The sequence below is a fragment of the Blattabacterium cuenoti genome, assembly GCF_014251315.1.
Taxonomy (GTDB): Bacteria; Bacteroidota; Bacteroidia; order Flavobacteriales; family Blattabacteriaceae; genus Blattabacterium; species Blattabacterium cuenoti_AJ.
Genome location: NZ_CP059185.1, coordinates 373,279 through 396,883, shown reverse-complemented (window position 1 = coordinate 396,883; position 23,605 = coordinate 373,279). Strand labels below are relative to the sequence as shown.

Here is a 23,605-nt window from a genome sequence, read left to right as displayed (position 1 = left end):
AAGATTAAATCTGTAATGAATCATAGAAATAAAAATAATCATTTAGGAAGAAAATGTGGACATCGTAAATCTCTTCTTTCCAATATGGCTTCTTCTCTTATAAAAAAGAAAAGAATTTTTACCACTTTAGCTAAAGCTAAGGCTTTGAGAAAATATATAGAACCTATTATTACAAAATCAAAAATTAAAACAATTCATTCCAAAAGGAATATTTTTTCGTATTTGAGAGATAAAACAGCTGTATCAGAATTATTTAATAAAAACATTTTTGAAAAAGTCCGTGAACGTCCTGGTGGGTATACTAGAATAATAAAGACTGGATTTCGTTTTGGAGATCAAGCTCCTTTTTCTCTTATAGAATTAGTGGATTTTAATGAAATTTATACTTCTAAAAAAAGAGTTAAATCTGTAAGACGTAGCAGAAAAAAAATAGATAAAAAAATGAATAATGATAAAAATTAAAAGAATTCAAGCTAGACAAATATTGGATTCTAGGGGTAATCCTACTGTAGAAGTAGATGTAATAACAGAAAATAACATACTAGGACGTGCTTCTGTTCCATCTGGAGCATCAAAAGGGAAAAATGAAGCTTTTGAATTACGTGATAATAAAGAAAATGTTTTTTTTGGAAAAGGAGTTTTAAAAGCCGTTAAAAATGTCAATGATATTATCGCTCCTGAATTGATTGGAAAATCTGTTTTAGATCAAATCTGTATTGATAAACTAATGTTAGAATTAGATGGAACAAAAGATAAAAGAAGATTAGGATCTAACGCTATTTTAGCAATATCTTTAGCAACTGTAAAAGCAGCATCTAATGAATTAGATCTTCCTCTTTATAGATATATAGGAGGAGTTCATCCCTGTTTTCTTCCTATCCCTTTAATAAATATTGTAAATGGAGGAATACATTCAAATGCTTCTTCCATAGTTTTTCAAGAATTTATGATAGTCCCTATGAAAGCAAACTCTTTTGGAGAAGCAATTCAAATGGGACATAAAGTATTTTATCAATTGAAAAACATTTTAAATAAAAAAGGTTATTCTACAAATGTAGGTGATGAAGGAGGTTTTTCTCCTAATTTCAATAATGGAATTGAAGATGTTCTAGATCATATATTAGAAGCTATACATACGGCAAACTATGAACCTTATGATCAAATAGCAATAGCTATAGATTGTGCTGCATCTGAATTTTATAGAAATGACCAATATAATTATTCTAAATTCGAAAAATCAGAAAAAAAAACAAAAAATTCAATAAAATCAAGAGAAGAACATATTAATTATTTATCTTACTTAATAAAAAAATATCCAATTATATCTATTGAAGACGGTATGGGTCAAGATGATTGGGAAGGATGGAAATTATTAACTGATGAAATAGGAGATAAAGTTCAACTAGTTGGAGATGATCTATTTGTTACACAAGTAAATAGATTGAATAAAGGAATAGAAAAAAAAGTAGCAAATTCTATTTTAATTAAACTCAATCAAGTAGGAACATTAACAGAAACAATTGAAACAATAAATGTAGCTAAAGAAAATAAATATAAAAATATAATTTCTCATCGTTCTGGAGATACTGAAGATTCTTTTATTTCGGATCTTTCTGTCGCGTTTAATATTGGACAAATAAAAACAGGTTCTTTATGTCGTTCTGAAAGAATTTCAAAATATAATCAATTATTACGTATTGAAAATAATCTTGGAAAGTATTCATTTTATTCAAAATGGAATTAAATAATTAATAAATAATAGAAATAGAAAAATATAAAAATCAATGGTGATTTTAATTTTTATCTTTGGATATTTATTAATTACTCTTGAGAATTTTTTTTCTTTAAATAAAGTTATTCCATCTATTTTGATGGCTGTTACTTGTTGGTCTTTAATTATATACTTAAATATTCCTGTTTATGAACTAGATCAACATTTAATTCTGAAAAAAAATCCTAAACATTTATTATTATTTCATTTAGGAAAAGCATCTGAAATTGTTTTTTTTCTTATTGGAGCTATGTCTATTATTGCTGTCATTGAAAAACACTCTGGATTTGAAGCTTTAAAAGAATTGTTTTGTACAAGTACAAAACGTAAATTTTTATGGATTATAAGTATAGTTTCTTTTTTGTTATCTGCTATAATAGATAATCTTACAGCTACCATGGTTTTGATTTCTCTTTTAAAAAAAACAGTTTCTAATTATAAAGATCGTTTATATTATTTAGGATTAGTTATTATATCTGCTAATGCAGGAGGAGTTTGGTCTCCTATTGGAGATATAACAACAACTATGTTATGGATTTCTAATAAAGTAACTACAACTCATCTCATAAAAAAAATATTTATACCATCTATATTGTGTATGGTAATTTCTACTTTAATAGCTTCTTATATTCCTATTTTTAATGGAGATATTCAAATAAAAAAAAATAATCTATCAAGAGATTCTATAAATAGAGGTTTTTTTATGTTAAAAATAGGTTTATTTTTAATGTTACTTGTTCCAATTTTTAAAACTATAATAGGTATTCCTCCATATATGGGTATGATGTTTTCTTTAGGAATTATGCTTTTTATAGCATCTAAAAAATATAAATCAAAATCTATTTTAGATGACACGTTCAAAAAAGTAGATATGTCTAGTATTTTATTTTTTTTGGGAATTTTACTTTCTGTTTCTTCTTTAGAATCTATGGGAAAATTATATAGTTTATCTCATTGGATTAATGAAACTGTTTATACATGGAAAATTACAACTTTTTTATTTGGATTAATTTCTTCTATTATAGATAACGTTCCTTTAGTCGCTGCTACTATCGCTATGTTTTCTTATCCTGTAAATCATGATTTATGGCATTTTATGGCTTATGTTTCTGGAACAGGAGGAAGTATTTTTCTTATAGGATCTGCTGCAGGTGTGGCAGCTATGAGTATGGAAAAGATAAATTTTTTTTGGTATTTAAAAAAAATTAGTTGGATAGCTTTAATAGGATATATATCTGGATTTATTTATTTATTAATTTATCCATTTTTTTCTTTTCAATAATTCTATAAAATTTCCTCCTATGTATGAAAAAGGAAAAAAAATAGGTAAAATTATTATTTTAAACCATAATGGAAATGGATAGAAAAACATATGAAATAATACAATGATAAATAAAATTAAACCTGTTAATATTGCATAAGCTTTTTTTGCATTTTTTGCAAAAAAAGCAGTTATCATTCCTCCTAATAAGGCGCTAAAAGCATAAAAGAAAATTAAAATTACAAAAAATTCAGTAGGAGCTTCAACTAAAACATATTTAAATTTTTTTAATGGTATAAATTGTATTTTTGTAAACCATTTTTTAACAAGTTTAATGGAAAAAAGTATTTCTATAATACCTATTGAAACTCCTGTGGATATAGATAACATGTTACGAAACATAACATAATGAAATCTCTTTTTTTGTTTTTTTGTCAAAATAAACATCAATTTTTAATTTTTTTTATTATGAATTATACTATAGATTGGGTTCCAATTAAAAAATATAAAGATATTTTATTTTTTTTTGGAGAAGGAATTTCTAAAATAGAGATTAATAGACCATGGTGTCATAATGCATTTCGTGTAGAAACAGTGAATGAAATGATAGATGCCATAAATATATGTAGAAATAGAAATGATATAGATATATTAATTATAACTGGATCTGGAGAAAAATCTTTTTGTTCTGGAGGAGATCAAACTACAAGGGGAATGGGAGGGTATTTAGATCAAAATGGAATTCCCAGATTAAATATTTTAGATTTTTATAAAAAAGTAAGAGAAATACCCAAACCGGTTATAGCCATGGTTAATGGTTATGCAATAGGAGGAGGTCATGTTTTGCATGTTGTTTGTGATTTAACTATAGCTTCTGATAATGCAATTTTTAGTCAAGTAGGTCCAAAAGTTGGTTCTTTTGATGGTGGATTTGGATGTTCATATTTAGCCCGTCATATTGGACAGAAAAAAACACGAGAAATGTGGTTTTTATGTAAAAAATATACTGCTAGAGAAGCTTTAGAAATGGGATTGATTAATAAAGTAGTAAAAAAAAGAGAATTGGAAAAAAAAACCATAGAATGGTGTAAAATTATACAAAAGAGAAGTCCTATGTCTTTAAGGATGATCAAACGTTGTCTAAACGCCGAATTAGATGGACAACATGGATTAATGCAATTAGCAGGAGATGCTACTTTGATGTTTTATTTAATGGAAGAATCTCAAGAAGGAAAAAAAGCTTTTTTAGAAAAAAGATCTCCAGATTTTAAAAAATTTCCGAGATTTTTATGAAATTGAAGTATTGGATTTATGCAGCTCGCATTCATACTTTACCTTTATCTTTCTCAGGAGTCACTTTGAGTTTTTTTATATCCAAGTCTAGAACAAATGTAAATATCATCGCTTATATTTTATGTATTATTACTGCTTTGTTATTGCAAATATTGGCTAATTTTTCAAATGATTATGGAGATAGTATAACAGGAGTAGATAATTTTAAACGAATAGGTCCTAAAAGAACAATTCAATGTGGTTTTATTTCTTTATCAGAAATGAAAAAGGCTATCTACATATTTTCTATATTATCTTTTTTTTCAGGATTTTTTTTGCTTTGTGAAACTATCTTATGGAAAAATTTTTTCATTTTTATTATATCATTTATAGGAATTTTTATATGTATATGCAGTTCAATAAAATATTCTATTGGATCATATCCTTATGGATATGTGGTAGGAATGGGCGATTTATTTGTTCTGATTTTTTTTGGTTTTTTTTCAGTAGAAGGAAGCTATTTTTTGTATACATACACTTTATGTATAGATATATTTATTCTTTCTTTATCTATAGGACTTTTGAATATAGGAGTTTTAAATATTAATAACATGAGAGATTTGGATAACGATTATGAAAATCGAAAATATACTACAGCTGTTTGGTTAGGTATTAAATATGCGAAATTATATCATACATTTGTTATATCACTTTCAATACTTTTAGGAATATATTTTATTTTTTTAAATAAAAAAACTATTTATCAATGGTTTTTTTTTATTTTTCCTGTTATATTTTTAATATTGCATATTAAAAATATAATTTATATGAAAGAAAAAAAACTTTTTAATTCTGAATTGAAAAAATTAGTGATGCTTACTTTTTTATATGAATTTAGTATAGGAATTAGTTTCATAAATTAAACTTATGAAAGTTACTTTTTTTTCTCACAGTACATGTATGTTAGAAATACATGAAAAATGTTTATTAATAGATCCTTTTTTTTCTGAAAATCCTATTTTTAAAAACACGAATTTTTTGAAAAAATTTCAAAAAATAGATTATATTTTGTTAACTCATGCACATTATGATCATGTTTGTGATGTAGAATTATTTTCGCATAAATTTAATAATGCTTTAGTAATTTCTAATTATGAAATATCTATTTTTTTTGGAAAAAAAGGAATAAAAACATATGGCATTAATTATGGTTCTTTTATATCTTTTCCTTTTGGAAAATTGAAATATGTTTGGGCGACCCATTCCAGTGTTTTTAACGATGGGACTTATGGAGGAAATCCAGGGGGTTTTCTTTTACATACAGATGAAGGGAATTTATATATATCAGGAGATACATCTGTCATGTATGAAATGAATTTGATTCCTCATTTTGGTAAATTAAAACTTTCTATTCTACCAATAGGAGGAAGATACACTATGGATATAGAAGAAGCTATTCTTGCTTCAGATTTTTTGAAATGTGATAAAATATTGGGCGTTCATTACAATACTTTTCAAGATATTCAAATTGATAAAAAACAAGCAAAAAAAAGATTTTTTGAAAAGGGAAAAGAATTAATTTTATTAGAGAAAGAAAAAATTATATATGTTTAATTGAATATGCATAGAGATATAAATTGTTTTTTAAAAAAAAAAACATTTTTTTTTAGAAAAAAAATATTTAATTCCAATAGAACATTTAAAAAAAATGTTATATGGTTTATTATATTAAAAAAAAATAATAAAGTAGGAATAGGAGAATGTAATCCAATATTGGATAAATCCGCTTTAAAAAACTTAAAAAAATTTGAAACAGAATTAGAAAATCTTTCTAAAAAAATTTTTTTTTTAAAAAAAACAGAAATATATTATTATTATAAATACATTTCATATTCATCTATTTTATTTGGATTAGAACAAGCATTTTTAAGTTTGGAAAATAAGTTTCCTGTATTATATCATTCTGAATTTTTACATGGAAAAAAAGGAATACCTATAAACAGTTTAATATGGTTAAATTCTTTTAATAATAGTCCAATAAAAGAAATAAAAAATCAAATTACTAAAGGTTTTTCGTTCATAAAAATGAAAATAAATCAAAAACTTATTGATTATCAAATTTTTATTTTAAAAGAGATAAAAAAGAGATATCCATTAATAAAAGTACGTGTGGATGCAAATGGTTGTTTTAAAAATATTCAGATAGCTTTATATTATTTAAATAAATTCTATGATTTGGGAATAGTTGATTCAATGGAACAGCCTATATCACCTGGAAATTGGAGTGATATGTCAAAAATATGTGAAAAATCCAAATTGCCTATAGCATTAGATGAAGAATTAGAAAGTGTCAGTATTTTTATTAAAAAAAAAAGTTGTTGGATATTATTCATCCAAAATACATTATACTGAAACCCAGTATAAACGGTGGATTTCGTGGATCTGAAGAATGGATATTAGAAGCCAATAAAAGAAAAATAAAATGGTGTATCAGTTCATCTTTGGAAAGTAATATTGGAATTAATGCTATTGCTCAATGGACTTTTATAATGCAACAAAAATATAGTAGTTATTTTAATACACATGGATTAAATACTGGTATTTTATACGTAAATAATTGGATTTCTCCTTTAGAAATTAAAAAGGGTTTTATTTGGTATAATCCATTTAAAAAATGGAGAATAGAAACATTATTATATTAAATACATAAAGAAATGTGGATAGATTTTTCTTCTAAAAAAATATTAACATCTTCTTGTTTTTTTCAAGAAAAAAATAAAAAAAAAGATTTATGGAAAAAAACCATTTTTTTATTTTTAAAAAATTGGTATGATAATAATAAACCTATATTATCTTTTACATCTGGAACAACAGGTATTCCTAAAGTTATTTTTTTACGTAAAAAACATATGTATGAAAGAGCTGTAAAAACAGTAGAATTTTTGGGACTTAATAAAAAAGGAATTAGAGGATTATTATGTTTATCTCCAGATTTTATAGCTGCTAAAATGTTTTTAGTCCGCGCTATTATTTTTAAATGGAAAATATATTGTGTTCCTCCATCATCTAATCCTTTAAAAAATATTAAAGAACATTTTGATATTACATCAATGGTCCCTATACAAGTTTATTTCAGTTTAAAATATTTAAAATACATTAAAATTGTTTTAATAGGAGGATACTCTATCTCAAATTTTTTAGAAGAAAAATTGCAAAATATTTCAACAATTTGTTATTCAACCTATGGAATGACAGAAACTTCAGGTCATATAGCTATAAAAAAAATTAATGGATCAAATAAATCTACTTTTTATAAATCATTTCAAGATATATCTTTGAGTGTAGATAATAGAAATTGTTTAAGGATTTTTTCTTCATGTTGTATGGATTCATTTGTGCAAACAAATGATATTGTTTATATGATATCAAAAAATACATTTTCTTGGATAGGAAGATATGATAATATTATTAATAGTGGGGGAATTAAAATTATTCCTGAATTAATAGAAAAAGAAATCAGTTCTTTCATTCCTTGTGATAAACGATTTTTTATATCCTCAATTCCAGATCAACTTTTAGGAGAAAAAGTAATATTGATTATTGAAGGAAATCCTTTTTCATTACACATTCCAGATAATATTTTTAACGATAAAAAAAAATTCTATAAACCAAAAAATATTTTTTTTATTTCTCATTTTACAGAAAATTTATTAGATAAATTTAAAAGAAAAGAAATTATAAAAAAACTGATAAAAATATAATTATGTATTTTCATTCATTTTTTTATCGAAAAATATTTTTAATTCTTTAAGAAAAGTTTTAGTGTTCAAATAGTTATCTCCTTTTTTGTTTTCATAAGATAATTTAAATAAATCTTTAGTCATTTTTCCTGATTCTATAAAGTCTATACATATTTGTTCCATTTTTTCCGAAAAAAATTTTAAATCTCTATTTTTATCTAGAATTGCACGATGTTTAAGACCACGAGTCCAAGAAAAAATAGAAGCAATAGGATTAGTGGATGTTTCTTGTTTATTTTGATGCAATCTATAATGTTTTGTTATAGTTCCGTGAGCAGCTTCAGATTCTAAAGTTTTCCCATCTTGAGTAAGTAAAATAGAAGTCATCATTCCTAAAGAACCAAATCCTTGAGCTATACAATCCGATAACACATCTCCATCATAATTTTTACAAGCCCATATAAACTTTCCATTTGATTTAATTGTTTTTGCAAGCATATCATCAATCAAGCGGTGTTCATAAGTTATTTGTAAATTTTCAAATTTTGATTTGAATTCATTATTATATATTTCTTGAAAGATATTTTTGAATCTTCCATCATATGCTTTCAATATAGTATTTTTGGTAGATAAAAATAGAGGCCATTTTTTATATATAGAATAGTTAAAACATGAACGAGCAAATCCATAAATAGACTGATCTGTATTGTACATACCCATGGCAACCCCAGGACCCATAAAATGATGAATTTTAAATTTTTTTGGTTTGTTTTCGTTGTCATCTGGAACAAAAGAAATATATAATTTTCCTTTTTTTTCAATAACAAAATCTGTGGATTGATATTGATCAGCATAAGCATGTCGAGCTATACATATAGGATTTTTCCAATTTGGAATCAAACGAGGAATATTTTTTACTATAATAGGTTCTCTAAAAATAGTTCCATTAATAATATTTCTAATCGTTCCATTTGGAGATTTCCACATTTTTTTTAAATGGAATTCTTCCATTCTATCTTCATCTGGCGTAATTGTTGCGCATTTAATTCCTACATTATATTTTTTTATAGCATGAGCAGCGTCTATAGTAATTTTATCATTTGTAATATTTCTATTTTCTATTCCTAAATCAAAATAAATGATATTTATATCTAAATAAGGGAGAATAAAATATTTTTTTATATATTTCCATATAATTTTTGCCATTTCATCTCCATCTATTTCTACTATAGGATTAGTGACTTTAATTTTTTTCATGAATTTTTTGTGCTATTTTTTTTGTAAGATTTATTATTATATATATAATATAACATGTTTTTTTAAAAAGAAGAAATTCTTATATTTGTGTATTGTTTATATAGTTATTGGATAATAATCACCCATATCTTATCCTTACCTATGACAATGAATAAAAAATATGAAATGGAAAATCCCATATATATCTGATCTTTGCAAAAAAATTAAGCTTAATTCTATATATGTAAAAGATGAATTAAAAACTTTTTTTTTCTGTAAAAAAATAGTTTTTATACGATTTTTAGGGATTAATCAAATCTTATATTTGATTTTATTAAATAAAATTTTTTTTCAAGAACTTCATACAAGTCAAGTATGAAACGATATCAATCGATTTTATAAATCCTCCATTCCTATTGATTATCTGAATCAAAAAAATTATAAAAATTCTTTTTATGACAGTGTATAAAAAAAACTTTTTAGGAAAGATTTAGTTAAAGTAAAATCAAAACAATATCTATAATTTCATATGATCTTTACTTACAAACAAAAGAATAAGAAAGAAGACTCAATGATCAATAATATAATAATATATGAAATAATCTGTTATACATTTTGTATACAGGATATGTGATATGATACAATAAAAATCAAAAAAATAAATGTTAGATTTTTTAACAACTTTATTTGAAAATAATAAAAAAAAATACGTTTTTTCCGATAAAAAAAAATCTGAAGATTTTGTGAAAAAATTATTTCATACTTTATTTACTCCAGATCAAAATATATTGAATAATGCAATTTGTTTTAAAAAACATTACAAAAAATTACAAATACTTTTATATGAAATTTTTATTGAATTGGATATAAATGAAAAAGATTCCAATAATCTTACGCAAGTTTTTTTTAAAGAGGTCCCTAATATTTATAAAACGTTGATTATAGATGCTAATGCGATATTAAAATCGGATCCTGCAGCAACGGTCATAGAAGAAATTTATCTTTCTTATCCCGGTTTTTTTGCTACTGCATTATATAGGATGGCACATCAATTATGGATACAAAATGTTCCAATTCTTCCAAGATTGATTACAGAATATGCACACAGTAAAACTGGAGTAGATATTCATGCCTCTGCAAAAATAGGAAAAGCTTTTTCCGTAGATCATGGAACAGGAATAGTTATAGGTTCTAGTACTAAAATAGGAGATAAAGTAAGAATATATCAAGGTGTAACTTTAGGAGCAATTTATGTAGATAAAAAACTAGCAAATATAAAACGTCATCCTACAATAGAAGATAGAGTCACAATTTATGCAGGAGCTACTGTTTTGGGAGGAGAAACTGTAATAGGTCATGATAGTGTTCTTGGAGGGAATGTTTGGGTTACAAAAAGTATCCCCCCTTTTTCTATAGTATACCAAAAAAGCGAAATAAAAATGAGAAATAATAGTCCTTTTCCTGACCCCATTAATTTTATGATATAATCAAAAAAAATTCAAAATGAAAGTTGATAGCATTTTAAAAACTATCGGAAATACGCCTCATGTACATCTTAAAAGATTGTTTCCGAATCATCAGGTCTGGATAAAATTGGAAAAAAATAATCCTGGAGGAAGCATAAAGGATAGAATTGCTTTATCTATGATAGAGGATGCAGAAAAAAAAGGAATTATTCATAAAGGAGATATTATCATAGAACCTACTTCTGGAAATACAGGAATAGGATTAGCTATGGTTTGTTCTGTTAAAGGTTATCGTCTCATTTTAGTTATGCCAGAATCGATGAGTATTGAAAGAAGAAAATTATTTTCTATTTTTGGAGCAAAATTTGTTCTCACTTCAAAAGAAAATGGTATGAAAGGGGCTATTCAAAAAGCAGAAGAATTAATTGAGACCATTCCAAATTCCTGGATGCCTAAACAATTTGACAATATTTCAAATCCTAATATACATAAAAATACAACAGCAAAAGAAATTATTAATGCTTTTTCTAAAGGAATAGATTATTTCATTACAGGAGTAGGAACTGGAGGTCATATCACTGGAATAGGAGAAGTATTAAAAAATAAGTTTCCAAATATAAAAATATTTTCTGTAGAACCTATAGAATCTCCAGTTATATTTGGAGGGGAACCCAATCCTCACGCTTTACAAGGATTAGGAGCAGGTTTCATTCCGTCTATTTTAAATGTTAAAATACTAGATGGATCTTTTTTAGTATCTAAAGAAGAAGCTTTTCATTATGTTAGAAAAACTGCAAAAAAAGAAGGAATTCTTGTTGGAATATCTACTGGAGCTTCTCTGTCTGCTATAGAAAAAGAATTATCTAAATTTTCAAAAAAATCCATAATATTAACGTTAAATTATGATACTGGAGAAAGATATTTATCAGTTGATAATCTTTTTTTATGATGAGAAAAAAAAGGAAATTTTGATTTTATCAAAATCAGGTAATTTTGACTAAATTGTTATTAATTTTACATAAAATCAAAAATCGTTTTAGTTCTCTGAAATTAGAAAAAAATTTTTTGATTTAATAAAATATTAACTCATTTATTTTTTAAAATATTATAGATGAATTAATGAAATTAAAATTAGTAGAAATTTTTAATATTTGTAGATTAAATAATGGTTTTTAATTCTGATATTTTAAAGTTTTTTTCTTCTAAAGTATAAAATAAAATTAAAATGTTATCTGAGTCAAATAGCAAAATATTTTTTAAGTTAATACAAGAATCCTCTAAAGAAGAAATTATATGGATGAATGGATACATATCTGGATTGTTATTTTTTAAAAAAGATTTTAAAGAATTTAGAAAAGAAGAGGAAAAAAAAATTACGTTAGTTTATGGAACGGAAACAGGAAATGCTAAAAATTTGGCTTTTGATATTTATCAAAAAGCAAAAAATGAAAAATTGAAAATAAAATTGATCAGTTTAGATCAATACCGTTTACAAGATTTAGAAAACGAGGATTATTTTTTCATTATAATGAGTACACATGGAGAAGGAGATCCTCCTTCTTCTGCGAAATCTTTTTTTAATTTTATTCATTGTAATAAAAATCTTTTTCTAAATAAAATGAAATATAGCGTATTAGCATTAGGAGACAAATCCTATACTTATTTTTGTAAAGCAGGAGAAGATGTAGATAAACGTTTACATAACATAGGAGCCAGAAGAATTGTTCCAATATATAAATGTGATGTTGATTATGAAAATCAAGCAGAAAAATGGTTTTCTGAAATTATAAATTTTTTAAAAAAAAAAAAATGTGAAATAAATACGAAAAATAGAAAAATATATGGTAAAATTTTAAATAATATAATTTTAAACAATCAGGATAAGGGTTCTAAGAAAGAAATTCATCATATTGAAATTTTTTTTCAAAAAAGAATTAAATATCTTCCTGGAGATTCTATAGGGGTTTTTCCTGAAAATCCTTCTAATGAAGTAGATAAGATTATAGAATACGTAAAAAAGAATAGGAAAAAAGAATTTGAAAAATATAAAAATAAAATTTTTGATCTTTTTAAGAAAAATTTTAACATCTTTTGTTTATCTGAAAATTTTTTGAAAAAATATTCTTTTTTATCTGATCTAAGAGAAAAAAAAAATATTTTATTAAATCAAAAATGGAAACTTATTGATCTATTAATAGAATTTCCTATGAAGGAAAAATGTTCTTTAAAAAATCTGATAAAAATTATGGAACCCATAAAACCTAGATTATATTCCATTTCTTCATCACCTACAGCTCATGGGAATGAAATTCATATTACGGTATCTCGTCATCGTTTTCAATTAAATGGAGAAACTGTATATGGTCATTGTTCTAATTTTTTATCTCAACTCAAAATAGGAGATGAATTATATTTTTTTGTTTATAGAAATCAACTATTTAAATTACCCAAATCAGATAAAGATATAATTCTTATTGGACCTGGAACTGGTATTGCTCCATTTCGTTCTTTTTTATATGAAAGAGAAGCAACAGAAGCTATAGGTAAAAATTGGTTATTTTTTGGGGATCAACACTTTGATACAGATTTTTTATATCAAAAAGAAATCCAAAATTGGAAAATAAAAGGAATTCTTCATCGTGTAAGTCTATCTTTTTCTAGGGATCAAGAAAAAAAAATTTATGTTCAAAAAAAAATATGGGAAAATAGAACAGAATTTTTTTCTTGGATAAAAAATGGAGCTTATGTTTATGTTTGTGGAAACAAAATTCCTATGAGTGTAGATGTAGAAAAAATGATTTGTGATGTTATAGAAAAAGTAGGGAAATGTGATTCAAAACTTTTTCTAAAAAAAATGAAAAAAGAAGGGAGATATTTAAAAGATGTGTATTGAGTTAAAAATTCAATTATAAATATGAAAATATATCGCCTAAATAATAGGAGAGTGTTATAACATTAAACCAATAATATCATTTTATATTCTTTTTTTAGTTTTAGGATAAAGATTTTACTGTAAACATAAAGAATCACAAAAAAAATAACAAGGATGACTTTAAACAGCAATGTTTAGTTTAACAAAAAATTTACTATAATATCATATATTTGTTTATCCATTAGAATTTGATCAAATTATATTTGATTCAATTTTTTTTCAAAAAAAATAATTTTTTCTACAATTTTTTTATCCATTTTGGATTTCGATTCTTTAGTCCATCCTGCAATATGTGGAGTGAATATCACTTTATTAGAATGAATAAGATCAAGAAAACTTTTAGTAAATTTTCGATGGATAGAAATATTATCAAAGGAAAAATTTTCATATTCCAATACATCTAAACACGCTCCACATATTTTTCCATTTTTTAATGCTTTTGCTAAATGACTTGTAATTACACATTTTCCACGAGAAGTATTTATCAAATAAAAAGGTTTACTAAATTTTTTTATGAAATTATAGTTGATTATACCTTCCGTTTTTTTGGTATAAGGAACATGTAAACTTATTATGTCTGATTTTTGAAAAATTGTATTCATGTTTACCTGTTTTGCGTAAATATCTCCTATTTCAGATAAAATGTCATAACATAATATTTTAGCATCAAAACCTGAAAGTTTTTTTGCAAAGGCTTTTCCCGTATTACCATATCCAATAATACCGATTGTTTTTCCCATAATTTCTGTTCCTCTATTAGCCTCTCTACTCCATTTTCCTTTTGTAATTTGTATATGTGAATGAATAATATAATTCATCATACATAGAAGCATACCTATAGCATGTTCTGCTACCGCATCTTTATTTCCTTCTGGAGAAGAAATTAAAGTTATTCCTTTTTTGATAGCATAATTTTTGTCTATATTCTCTATTCCAGATCCAATGCGAGCTATAAATTTCAAGTTTATAGCTTTTTCAATAAATTTTTTATCTATCTTTAATCTGCTTCTTAAAATAACGCCATCGTATGCAGATATATTAATATTATCTATTGAATCATTGTAATTTTCATCACAAATAAATCCTTCTTTTTTTAGTTTGTATACAATAAAAGGGTGATTTTTATCTAAAATTAATATTTTCATATATCATTTATCATAATCTTTATTGCTTTCTGAATTTAAGTTTATATCAAAATCTATATTTAAAGAATTTTCTTCTTTTTTTTTATCGTTGATTATGTTTTCTTCTTTATGGATTTCATTACAATGGTCCCAATAAGATTGATAATTTTTAGGCTTATGAAACAATAATCTATTATGATAAATCAAATTAATATCTTTATATAAACTTTTCATGTAATAAGCCCATATAGGTAAAGCCATATTTGCTCCTTGTCCTAATTTAATGTTCTCAAAATGAGAAAACCGATCTTCCCAACCAACCCAAACTCCAGTAGTTAAATTAGGAATCATGCCTATAAACCATCCATCTGAGTTTTCATTAGTTGTTCCTGTTTTTCCAGCTATATCTCCTATAAGATTATATGATTGTAATCTTTTGGCTGTTCCATATTTTACTACTCCTTGCATTAATTTTAACATAATATATCCTACCTCTTCACTAAAAACTTGTTTTTGACTAATGTCTACATGTTCTTTAATTAAATTTCCATTTTCATCTTCTATTTTTACTAAAATACTAGGTTTAACATAAATTCCATAATTAGTAAATGTATTGAATGCTCCTGTCATTTCATATAAAGTTAAATCTGCAGAACCTAGCGCAATAGATGGATGTTTAGGAATTATAGATTCTATCCCCATATCCTTTGCTAAATTAATTACTGGACCTGGAGTTAATTGTGATATTAAACGAGCTGAAATAGTGTTTACAGAAAAAGCTAATCCATCTTTTAAAGTAAGAAAACCTCCATATTTTCCATTAGAATTTCTAGGACTCCATTTTCCTAAGTGAAATTTTTCATTTGAAATTTTTGTACAGGGATTATAATGTAATTCATTAATAGCTGCAGCATATAAAATAGGTTTAAAAACAGAACCAACTTGACGTTGTGTCTGTGCTACATGATCATATTGAAAATGATTAAAATCTATTCCTCCTACCCATGCTTTAATAAATCCAGTAGAGGTTTCTATCGATAACATTCCTGCTTGAATTATACTTTTTTGATACCGGATAAAATCCCATGGAGATATTAATATTTTTTTGGGGCCGTTCCAAGTAAATAATTTAATTAATTGTGGTTTTTTGAATTCTTCTATAATTTTTTTTTCCGTTAATCCTTTTTGTTTTAAATCTTGGTAAAGAATCGTCCTGTGCATTGCAGATATGAGAATACGTTTTGTTTTTTCTTGAGAAATATTTAAAAATGGAGCGTTTTTATTTTTTTTTTGAAAACGATTAAATGAAATTTGTAATTGACTAAGATGTCTCTTTACAGCTTTTTCTGCATAATCTTGCATTCTAGCATCAATAGATGTATATATTTTTAATCCACTAGAATAAAGATCAAGTTTTTGTCCAGTTTTTTCTTTATGTTCATCTAAAGCTTCCTGAATTTCTTTTTTTAAAAATTCACCATAATAAGTTAGTAATTCAAAATCTTTTTTTTGTATTTTAAAATTAATTTTTATAGGTTTACTCAACTCTTTTTTATATTTATATACATTTAAAAAATTATATTTTTTCATTTGATATAAAACTAAATTTCTTTGTTTTCTAGCTCTGCTAGGATAATTTTTTGGATTGTATAAAGAAGGATTTTCTAACATTCCAACTAATGTTGCACATTCTCCTAAATTGAGTTCCGAAACCTTTTTATTAAAATAAGTATGAGCTGCTGTTTCTATTCCTTTTGCGTTGTACAAAAAATCAAATTTATTATAATACATAGTAATGATTTCTTCTTTTGTGTAACGCTTTTCTAATTCAATAGCCATTACCCACTCTAAAAGTTTTTGATGAATTCTTTGTAGTTTATTTTTTGCAGATGGACCTGTAAAAAGAAGTTTAGCTAACTGTTGTGATATAGTGCTCCCTCCTCCTTTTTTTCCTAAAGAAAGAATTGCTCTAAGAAAAGATTTAGCATCAATTCCAGAATGATATTTAAAACGAATATCTTCTTTCGAAATAAGTGCATTTACAAGATCTTTTGGAAGTTGTTGATAAGTAACTAAAGTTCTATTTTCGGAAAAAAATTTTCCTAATAATATCCCGTTAGAATCATAAACTTTTGATCCTACTTTCATAGCAGGATTCTCTATATCTTTTGTACTAGGTAAAGTCCCTAAATAACCTTTAGAAGCTGCATAAAAAATGAGAATGATACTACTTATTCCGATAATAAATAAAAACCAAAAATAAAAAATAAACTTATGAATTTTATACACGAAAGAAAAATAATTTTATTATTATTATCATAATAATATGATTATATTTTTGTTATTATATAGATAAATTTTTAAATGTTAATTCCGTTTTTTGAATACTGTTGGCCGTTGACAATTCCTCTAAAGGGGGTGCTATTTGATCTTTTTCTAAAATTTCTTTAATCTTTTTTACTTTTATTTTGAACCATGTATTGGGATTTTTAATATAAGAAAACCACATCTCTCGTTTAAAAACATCAATTTTCATACACTTAGAAATTCCTTTTTCTGTATGAATTTTGATATTGAAATCTGGAAAATCTTTTATGGCATCTAAATAAGTATCTAATTCATAATTGAGACAGCACTTTAATTTGCTACATTGGCCGGTTAATTTTTGAATATTTATAGAAAGTTGTTGATATCTTGCAGAATTAGTAGTTACACTTTTAAAATTTTTCAGCCAAGTTGAACAACAAAGCTCTCGACCACAAGAACCAATTCCACCAATTTTTGCCGCTTCTTGTCTATATCCAATCTGACGCATTTCTACACGTGTATGAAAATATACAGCAAATTCTTTTATCAATTTTCTAAAATCAATTCTATTTTCGGCTGTATAATAAAAAATAGCTTTTATTCCATCTCCTTGATATTCCACATCACAAATTTTCATAGAAAGATTCAAGTTTTTTGCAATTTTTTTAGCTTTTAAAAGAGTTGAAAACTCTTTTTTTTTAAAAAATTTCCAAATATTTATTTCTTTATGTGTTGATTTTCTATATATCTTTTTAAAAGTATTTGAATTAATAGTTTTATTTCTTATTTGTAATTTCACGAGTTCTCCAGTTAAAGAAACTATACCTACATCGTATCCAATACCAGATTTAGGTTCTACAGTCACAATGTTTCCCTGATCAAGGGGAATTTTTTCTTGATTAAGAAAAAATTCTTTTCTATCATTTTTAAATTGTATTTCTACAATATCATATTTTTGATATTCAAAAGGAGATTTAATATTGGATAACCAATCCAATGTATTAAGTTTACAACATTGTTTTTTTTGAAAAAAATTTTCTTTTTTTGCACATTTATTTAAACAATCAGAACATGATTTGTTCATTTAATTTAATTAAAATAATAAGTTTATAAAGAAAAAAATAAATTGTTTTATTTGTTTCAATAAAAAATTTACATATAAATATATTTCTAAAAAATGAATAAAAAAATAGCAATATTTCCTGGATCTTTTGATCCTATTACTTTAGGACATTATGATATTATTATTAGAGCTTTAAATTTGTTTGATAAAATTATTATAGCTATTGGAGAAAATTTTGAAAAAAAAAATATGTTTTCTCTTGAAAAAAGAAAAAAGTGGATACAAAAAACTTTTTTAAAGTTGTCAAAAAAAATAGAAATTGATTCATTTGATGGACTGACTATTTCTTTTTGCATAAAAAAAAAAGCTAAATTTTTGTTAAGAGGAATTAGAAATCAATTAGATTTGGAATTTCAAAAAAATATATTTATGACTGAAAATGAATTTTACAAATAAAATATTAATGAAACAGTTTATCTTTTTTCTTCTCATGAAAAATCTCATATTAGTTCTTATATTGTAAGAGATATTATAAAAAATGGAGGAGATTACACTATATTTGTGCCTTCCACTGTTAGAGTTTAGTAAAATAAAATTATATATTAATATTATCAATCCAATCAAGAATAATTTGTTTCTTTTCTATATTAGCATCTATAAGTTTTACTTTTACTTTGTCTCCTAAATGATAAATTTTTCTTTTTTTTTTTCCAATTATACTATAATTATTTGGATTTAGAACATAAAAATCTTCTTTAATATCACGTAATCGTACCATTCCTTCAGTTTGAAACAATAATAAATCAATATAAATACTCCAATCAGTAAATCCTGTAATAATACCATAAAATTCTTCTCCTATAAATTTTTTTATATATTTAACTTGCATATATTTTAAAAATTCTCTTTCTACATCTATAGCTAAACGTTCTTTATAACTACAATAATGGGATTGTTTTTCATAAAATTCTATTGTTTTCAGTTTATATTCTTCATTTTTATTTTTTATTTCATTTTTATTTACTGTTAAATAATGATATAACAAACGATGAGCTATTATATCTGAATATCTCCTTATAGGAGAAGTAAAATGTGTGTAATAAATAAAAGAAAGCCCATAATGCCCTATATTATTTGTGGAATATTTAGCTTTGCTCATGGAACGAAGAACTAAATTTTCAATCATATTTTGTTCTGGTTTTCCTTTAATCTGTTTTAATAAATGATTAATAGAAGTTTTTAGATTTTTTATATCTAAAAAATAACCTAAAGGTTCTATAATTTTTTTGAGAAAAAAAATTTTCTGAAAATCTGGAACATCGTGTACTCTGTATATATAGAGTTTTTTAGAAAGACCTCCATCTAAATTTAAACTAACAAATTCTGAAATTTTTCGATTAGTTAATAACATTAATTCTTCAATTAAACGATGTGCATCATTGTTTTTTTCTAAATATAAAGATATTGGGTTATTTTTTTCATCTAAATGGAATTTTACTTCCACTTTTTCTATAAAAAATGCTCCATTTTTTAATCGATTTTTAATTAATATTTTAGAAAATAAAAATAATGTATAAATATCTTCATAATAATCTCCTTTTTTTTGATCTATAATAGATTGAACTTCATTATATGAAAATTTTTTATCAGATCGTATTATGGTTTTTCCAAACCAGTCTTTCAATATTTTTCCTTGACTATTAATGTTAAAAATATAAGAAAAACTTAATTTATCTTTTTTTGGTTGTAATGAACAAAGATTATTAGACAATATTTTGGGAAGCATAGGAATAACTTCTTCTACAAGATAAACAGATGTAGCACGTAAATATGCCTCTTTATCCAGTGAACTTCCTTCTTTTATATAGTGAGAGACATCAGATATGTGTACTCCTATTTCCCAAGTATCATAGTTTAATTTTCTAATAGAAAGAGCATCATCAAAATCTTTTGCATTTAAAGGATCTATAGTAAATGTATTAACATTTCGCATATCTCTTCTGAAATTTAGATCCAAATCTAAAATTGATTTGTTAAAAATTTTTTTAGCTTCATTTTCCAAATTTTTTGAAAATTTGTATGACATTCCATATTCTTCTAATAAGGAATAAATTTCTGTTTTATATTCTCCAGAAGATCCAAATACTTTTATAATTTTTCCTAAAGGATTTTTAAATTTTTTAGGCCATGATATAATTTGAACTAATACTTTATCATTATCATTGTGATGACATTTTTCCAATTTTTGTATTGGAATTAATATATCTACATGAAGATTAGTATTATATACTATTCCGTATTCATTTTTAACGTTAAATTTTAATATTCCAATAAATTTTTTGGTTTTTCTTTTAATTATTTTTAATACTTCTCCTTCCATTTTTATTCCTTTTTTACTATAAAATCTAACTTTTACTAAATCTCCTTCTAAAGCTCGATTTGTTTTATTTTTCGGAATAAAAACATCTTTTTTCAATCCGTTAATATGAACAAATGCATATCCATGATTAGTGATATTAATAAATCCTGTGGATAAATTATGATGTTTCTTTTTTATTTTTCTTTCCTTTTTCATAACAAAAACATATATCTATAAAGAGTTAAAAACTTTACAATCTAAAGATTTTAGACAAAAAAAATTACTTTACATTTTTATTATTAAACTTAGGATATTATTTATTATATTTGCAATGATCCGTTTTTTTACTATAAAAATAAAAATAACTCTAAGATGATAGGTAAACGTATACTATATGTTTCTTCAGATTTATTTCCCTTTTCTTCAGAGAATCAGATATCTTTATCAGTGTTAAAAGCCACTAAATTTATGCAATCAATAGGAAATGATGTACGTATATTTATGCCTCGTTTTGGAGTAATTAATGAAAGAAGGCATCAATTACATGAAGTCATTCGTTTATCAGGTATGAATTTAGTGATTAATGATATAGATCAACCTTTGTTAATAAAAGTAGCATCCATTCCTGATGCTAGGTTACAAGTTTATTTTATAGATAATGAAGAATATTTTAAAAGAAAGGCTATAGATGAAGATGAAAATGGAATTTTTTTTCAAGATAACGATGAAAGAGCTTTATTTTTTACAAAAGGTGTTTTAGAAACTGTTAAAAAATTAAATTGGAAACCTGATATAATCCATATATATGGATGGATGAGTTTTTTGATTCCTTTATATATTAAACATTTTTACAAAAGTGATCCAGTGTATCAAAATGTAAAAATAGTTGTATCTATTTACAATAAACCTTTTAAAGGGTTTTTAAATAAAGATATCATTAAAAAGATAAAATTTGATGGCATCAAATCTAGAAAATTAAAATTGTTAGAAAATCCAAATTATCTTAATCTAATCAAATTATGTATGTATTTCTCGGATGCTATTATAAAAGGAGATCTCTTTTTTCCAAAAGAAATAGAGGATTATATAAAAACAACCAAGTTGTTAGTCTTAAAATATTATCCTGTAGAAGAGATAGAGACCGTTTATCAACAATTTTATAAAGAAACTGTTTTAGAACAGATAAATTAAAAAATAGATAAAAACTTCTAATTTTATCTAGAATGTGTGGTATAATTGGTTATTTGGGTCATAAAGAAGCTTATCCTATTATCATTAATGGATTAAAAAAATTGGAGTATAGAGGATATGATAGTTCTGGAATAGCTGTTTTTTATGAAACTGGATATAATTTGTATAAGGCCAAAGGAAGAGTTTATGAATTGGAAAAAAAAATTTTTTCTTGTAAAGCGAAATTAAAAGGAACAACTGGAATAGGTCATACAAGATGGGCCACTCATGGAATTCCAGATAATATTAACGCTCATCCTCATGTTTCCAATTCTAATGAACTTGTTATGATTCATAATGGAATTATAGAAAATTATTATGCTATTAAAATTATTTTATTAAAAAACGGATTTACTTTTCAAAGTAAAACAGATACAGAAGTTCTTGTAAACTTAATTGAATATATTAAAAAAGAAAATAAATTATCTTTAGAAGAAGCTGTAAGAATTTCTTTAAATGAAATCGTAGGAGCTTATTCTATTGCTATAGTAGAAAAATCTCATCCTGATACAATTATCGTTGCTAAATTGGGAAGTCCTTTGTCTTTAGGAATTAAAGAAAAAGAATTTTTTATTTCATCTGACCCTATATCTTTTATAGATTATACCAAAAATGTTCTTTATTTAAAAGATGGAGAAATGGCTATTCTTAAAAAAGAGAAGGAATTAGATCTTAGAAAGATTCTAGATAATCATAAATTAAATCCAATCATTAAAAAACTTAAAATTAATTTAAAAGAAATTGAAAAAGGAGAATATAAATATTTCATGTTGAAAGAAATATATGAACAACCTAAAACAATTTTGGATACTTTAAGGGGACGATTATTGATTCCGGAAAAAATTATTTGTATTGATGGAATTGAATCTAATAAAGATATTTTTGTTAATGCTAAATGTATAACTATAGTAGCATGTGGAACCTCATGGCATGCTAGTTTAATTGGAGAATATTTATTAGAGGAGCTGACTCGTATTCCAGTAGAGGTAGAGTATGCTTCTGAATTTCGGTATAGAAACCCTATTATAGGAAAAAATGATGTTATCATTGTAATTTCCCAATCTGGAGAAACAGCCGATACTTTAGCCGCTCTAAAATTAGCAAAAAATAAAGGAGCTTTTGTATTTGGAATTTGTAATGTAGTTGGGTCATCTATTGCACGAAATGTAGATGCCGGAGCTTATACACATGCAGGTCCTGAAATTGGTGTAGCTTCTACAAAAGCTTTTAGTGCACAAATTACAGTTCTTGTTTTATTAGCTATGATCATCGGAAAACATAGGTCTATAATCAATGATAGTCGATATAGATCCTTATGCAAAGAACTTGGCTCTATTCCAGAAAAAGTTGATTATACATTGAAAATGTATGATTCCATAAAAAGAATATCGCAAGTATATTATGATGTAAACAATTTTCTTTATTTAGGTAGAGGGATAAATTTTCCAGTTGCTTTAGAAGGAGCTTTAAAATTAAAAGAAATATCCTATATTCATGCAGAAGGATATCCTGCTGCAGAAATGAAACATGGTCCTATAGCTTTAATTGATGAAAACATGCCAGTGGTTATTATTGCTACAAAAAAAGGATGTTATGATAAAATTATTGGGAATATACAAGAAATTAAAGCTAGAAAAGGTAAAGTTATTGCTATAATTAATGAAGGAGATGTTCAAGTTAATCTTTTGGCAGATCATGTGATAAAAATCCCAAATATTTCTGAAATACTTAGTCCATTAATAACTGTTATTCCTCTTCAATTATTAGCTTATCAAATTGCTTATATACGTGGAAAAAATGTTGATCAACCAAGAAATTTAGCAAAATCAGTAACAGTAGAATAA

Annotated in this window: 21 protein-coding genes and 1 pseudogene; 16 read left to right on the top strand and 6 right to left on the bottom strand. The window is 24.8% G+C overall.

Features of this window, described 5'->3' with window-relative positions; genetic code table 11:
- Positions 1-15: 15 nt before the first annotated feature.
- From rplQ to nhaD, 3 genes are read left to right on the top strand one after another with little or no spacing between them, the layout of a single operon-like run.
- Positions 16-462, top strand: coding sequence for a 50S ribosomal protein L17 (gene rplQ, locus H0H74_RS01860; RefSeq protein ID WP_185849017.1), 447 nt, complete (start codon positions 16-18; stop codon positions 460-462).
- A complete protein-coding gene (gene eno, locus H0H74_RS01855; RefSeq protein ID WP_185849016.1) occupies positions 449-1,744 on the top strand; it encodes a phosphopyruvate hydratase in 1,296 nt (431 codons plus the stop codon). Before rplQ ends, eno begins: the two co-directional genes overlap by 14 nt.
- Before the next feature lie 40 nt (positions 1,745-1,784).
- Positions 1,785-3,053, top strand: coding sequence for a sodium:proton antiporter NhaD (gene nhaD, locus H0H74_RS01850; protein ID WP_185849015.1), 1,269 nt, complete (start codon positions 1,785-1,787; stop codon positions 3,051-3,053).
- Here nhaD and H0H74_RS01845 read toward each other — a convergent pair.
- Positions 3,024-3,434: a hypothetical protein gene (locus H0H74_RS01845; protein ID WP_185849014.1), complete on the bottom strand. Its 411-nt coding sequence runs from the start codon at positions 3,432-3,434 to the stop codon at positions 3,024-3,026. The two genes, nhaD and H0H74_RS01845, sit on opposite strands and share 30 nt — an antisense overlap.
- A gap of 66 nt (positions 3,435-3,500) precedes the next feature.
- On the opposite strand from H0H74_RS01845, the gene menB reads away from it, so the two are divergent.
- Genes menB through H0H74_RS01820 form a run of 6 tightly spaced genes read left to right on the top strand, consistent with a single transcriptional unit; the run spans position 3,501 to position 8,065 of the window.
- Complete coding sequence (menB, locus tag H0H74_RS01840; RefSeq protein ID WP_185849013.1) at positions 3,501-4,325, top strand: 1,4-dihydroxy-2-naphthoyl-CoA synthase; 825 nt, start codon at positions 3,501-3,503, stop codon at positions 4,323-4,325.
- Positions 4,322-5,227 (top strand): 1,4-dihydroxy-2-naphthoate octaprenyltransferase, encoded by a 906-nt coding sequence (menA, locus tag H0H74_RS01835; RefSeq protein WP_185849012.1) that lies wholly within the window; start codon positions 4,322-4,324, stop codon positions 5,225-5,227. Before menB ends, menA begins: the two co-directional genes overlap by 4 nt.
- Positions 5,228-5,231: 4 nt before the next feature.
- Positions 5,232-5,918 (top strand): metal-dependent hydrolase, encoded by a 687-nt coding sequence (locus tag H0H74_RS01830; RefSeq protein WP_185849011.1) that lies wholly within the window; start codon positions 5,232-5,234, stop codon positions 5,916-5,918.
- A 6-nt stretch (positions 5,919-5,924) separates the two neighbouring features.
- Positions 5,925-6,716, top strand: coding sequence for an enolase C-terminal domain-like protein (locus H0H74_RS01825; RefSeq protein ID WP_238784085.1), 792 nt, complete (start codon positions 5,925-5,927; stop codon positions 6,714-6,716).
- On the top strand, positions 6,680-7,006 hold the full coding sequence (locus H0H74_RS03130; RefSeq protein WP_238784084.1) for a hypothetical protein: 327 nt from the start codon (positions 6,680-6,682) through the stop codon (positions 7,004-7,006). The genes H0H74_RS01825 and H0H74_RS03130 overlap by 37 nt, the downstream gene beginning before the upstream one ends.
- A gap of 12 nt (positions 7,007-7,018) precedes the next feature.
- Positions 7,019-8,065, top strand: coding sequence for an AMP-binding protein (locus H0H74_RS01820; RefSeq protein ID WP_185849010.1), 1,047 nt, complete (start codon positions 7,019-7,021; stop codon positions 8,063-8,065).
- Here the strand turns inward: H0H74_RS01820 and H0H74_RS01815 are convergent, their stop codons facing one another.
- Positions 8,066-9,301, bottom strand: a complete 1,236-nt coding sequence (locus H0H74_RS01815) for an NADP-dependent isocitrate dehydrogenase (protein ID WP_185849009.1) — start codon at positions 9,299-9,301, stop codon at positions 8,066-8,068.
- Positions 9,302-9,461: 160 nt separating this feature from the next.
- Here H0H74_RS01815 and H0H74_RS01810 point away from each other — a divergent pair, with 160 nt between their 5' ends.
- The 4 genes from H0H74_RS01810 (at position 9,462) to H0H74_RS01795 (ending at position 13,639) form a co-directional block, all read left to right on the top strand.
- Positions 9,462-9,659 carry a hypothetical protein gene (locus tag H0H74_RS01810; protein WP_185849008.1) on the top strand — a complete coding sequence of 66 codons (198 nt, stop codon included), beginning with the start codon at positions 9,462-9,464 and terminating at the stop codon, positions 9,657-9,659.
- 283 nt (positions 9,660-9,942) lie between these two features.
- Positions 9,943-10,767 (top strand): serine O-acetyltransferase, encoded by an 825-nt coding sequence (locus H0H74_RS01805; RefSeq protein ID WP_185849007.1) that lies wholly within the window; start codon positions 9,943-9,945, stop codon positions 10,765-10,767.
- 16 nt (positions 10,768-10,783) lie between these two features.
- Positions 10,784-11,695, top strand: a complete 912-nt coding sequence (gene cysK / locus H0H74_RS01800; RefSeq protein ID WP_185849006.1) for a cysteine synthase A — start codon at positions 10,784-10,786, stop codon at positions 11,693-11,695.
- A gap of 276 nt (positions 11,696-11,971) precedes the next feature.
- Entirely contained in the window at positions 11,972-13,639 is a 1,668-nt protein-coding gene (locus H0H74_RS01795; protein ID WP_185849005.1) for a diflavin oxidoreductase, read from the top strand.
- 236 nt (positions 13,640-13,875) lie between these two features.
- Here the strand turns inward: H0H74_RS01795 and H0H74_RS01790 are convergent, their stop codons facing one another.
- From H0H74_RS01790 to H0H74_RS01780, 3 genes are read right to left on the bottom strand one after another with little or no spacing between them, the layout of a single operon-like run.
- Entirely contained in the window at positions 13,876-14,823 is a 948-nt protein-coding gene (locus tag H0H74_RS01790) for an NAD(P)-dependent oxidoreductase (protein ID WP_185849004.1), read from the bottom strand.
- A gap of 3 nt (positions 14,824-14,826) precedes the next feature.
- Complete coding sequence (locus H0H74_RS01785; protein ID WP_185849003.1) at positions 14,827-17,091, bottom strand: transglycosylase domain-containing protein; 2,265 nt, start codon at positions 17,089-17,091, stop codon at positions 14,827-14,829.
- 55 nt (positions 17,092-17,146) lie between these two features.
- Positions 17,147-18,193 carry a PSP1 domain-containing protein gene (locus H0H74_RS01780; protein ID WP_185849002.1) on the bottom strand — a complete coding sequence of 349 codons (1,047 nt, stop codon included), beginning with the start codon at positions 18,191-18,193 and terminating at the stop codon, positions 17,147-17,149.
- 93 nt (positions 18,194-18,286) lie between these two features.
- Between H0H74_RS01780 and coaD the strand changes: the two are divergent.
- Positions 18,287-18,757: pseudogene (gene coaD / locus H0H74_RS01775) on the top strand (pantetheine-phosphate adenylyltransferase).
- A gap of 10 nt (positions 18,758-18,767) precedes the next feature.
- On the opposite strand, the gene rnr reads toward coaD, so the two are convergent.
- Positions 18,768-20,747: a ribonuclease R gene (rnr, locus tag H0H74_RS01770; protein ID WP_185849001.1), complete on the bottom strand. Its 1,980-nt coding sequence runs from the start codon at positions 20,745-20,747 to the stop codon at positions 18,768-18,770.
- Positions 20,748-20,903: 156 nt separating this feature from the next.
- Here rnr and H0H74_RS01765 point away from each other — a divergent pair, with 156 nt between their 5' ends.
- Entirely contained in the window at positions 20,904-21,722 is an 819-nt protein-coding gene (locus tag H0H74_RS01765) for a glycogen/starch synthase (protein ID WP_185849000.1), read from the top strand.
- Positions 21,723-21,754: 32 nt separating this feature from the next.
- Entirely contained in the window at positions 21,755-23,605 is a 1,851-nt protein-coding gene (gene glmS, locus H0H74_RS01760; protein WP_185848999.1) for a glutamine--fructose-6-phosphate transaminase (isomerizing), read from the top strand.

Excerpts from the sequence above, each read along its gene's own strand:
- H0H74_RS01820 (WP_185849010.1), top strand. The coding sequence starts at position 7,019 with ATGTGGATAGATTTTTCTTCTAAAAAAATATTAACATCTTCTTGTTTT.
- nhaD (WP_185849015.1), top strand. The coding sequence starts at position 1,785 with ATGGTGATTTTAATTTTTATCTTTGGATATTTATTAATTACTCTTGAG.
- cysK (WP_185849006.1), top strand. The coding sequence starts at position 10,784 with ATGAAAGTTGATAGCATTTTAAAAACTATCGGAAATACGCCTCATGTA.
- menA (WP_185849012.1), top strand. The coding sequence starts at position 4,322 with ATGAAATTGAAGTATTGGATTTATGCAGCTCGCATTCATACTTTACCT.
- rnr (WP_185849001.1), bottom strand. The coding sequence starts at position 20,747 with ATGAAAAAGGAAAGAAAAATAAAAAAGAAACATCATAATTTATCCACA.
- H0H74_RS01765 (WP_185849000.1), top strand. The coding sequence starts at position 20,904 with ATGATAGGTAAACGTATACTATATGTTTCTTCAGATTTATTTCCCTTT.
- eno (WP_185849016.1), top strand. The coding sequence starts at position 449 with ATGATAAAAATTAAAAGAATTCAAGCTAGACAAATATTGGATTCTAGG.
- rplQ (WP_185849017.1), top strand. The coding sequence starts at position 16 with ATGAATCATAGAAATAAAAATAATCATTTAGGAAGAAAATGTGGACAT.
- H0H74_RS01780 (WP_185849002.1), bottom strand. The coding sequence starts at position 18,193 with ATGAACAAATCATGTTCTGATTGTTTAAATAAATGTGCAAAAAAAGAA.
- H0H74_RS01830 (WP_185849011.1), top strand. The coding sequence starts at position 5,232 with ATGAAAGTTACTTTTTTTTCTCACAGTACATGTATGTTAGAAATACAT.
- H0H74_RS01815 (WP_185849009.1), bottom strand. The coding sequence starts at position 9,301 with ATGAAAAAAATTAAAGTCACTAATCCTATAGTAGAAATAGATGGAGAT.
- glmS (WP_185848999.1), top strand. The coding sequence starts at position 21,755 with ATGTGTGGTATAATTGGTTATTTGGGTCATAAAGAAGCTTATCCTATT.
- H0H74_RS01810 (WP_185849008.1), top strand. The coding sequence starts at position 9,462 with ATGAAATGGAAAATCCCATATATATCTGATCTTTGCAAAAAAATTAAG.
- H0H74_RS01790 (WP_185849004.1), bottom strand. The coding sequence starts at position 14,823 with ATGAAAATATTAATTTTAGATAAAAATCACCCTTTTATTGTATACAAA.
- H0H74_RS01805 (WP_185849007.1), top strand. The coding sequence starts at position 9,943 with ATGTTAGATTTTTTAACAACTTTATTTGAAAATAATAAAAAAAAATAC.
- H0H74_RS01825 (WP_238784085.1), top strand. The coding sequence starts at position 5,925 with ATGCATAGAGATATAAATTGTTTTTTAAAAAAAAAAACATTTTTTTTT.
- menB (WP_185849013.1), top strand. The coding sequence starts at position 3,501 with ATGAATTATACTATAGATTGGGTTCCAATTAAAAAATATAAAGATATT.
- H0H74_RS01795 (WP_185849005.1), top strand. The coding sequence starts at position 11,972 with ATGTTATCTGAGTCAAATAGCAAAATATTTTTTAAGTTAATACAAGAA.
- H0H74_RS01845 (WP_185849014.1), bottom strand. The coding sequence starts at position 3,434 with ATGTTTCGTAACATGTTATCTATATCCACAGGAGTTTCAATAGGTATT.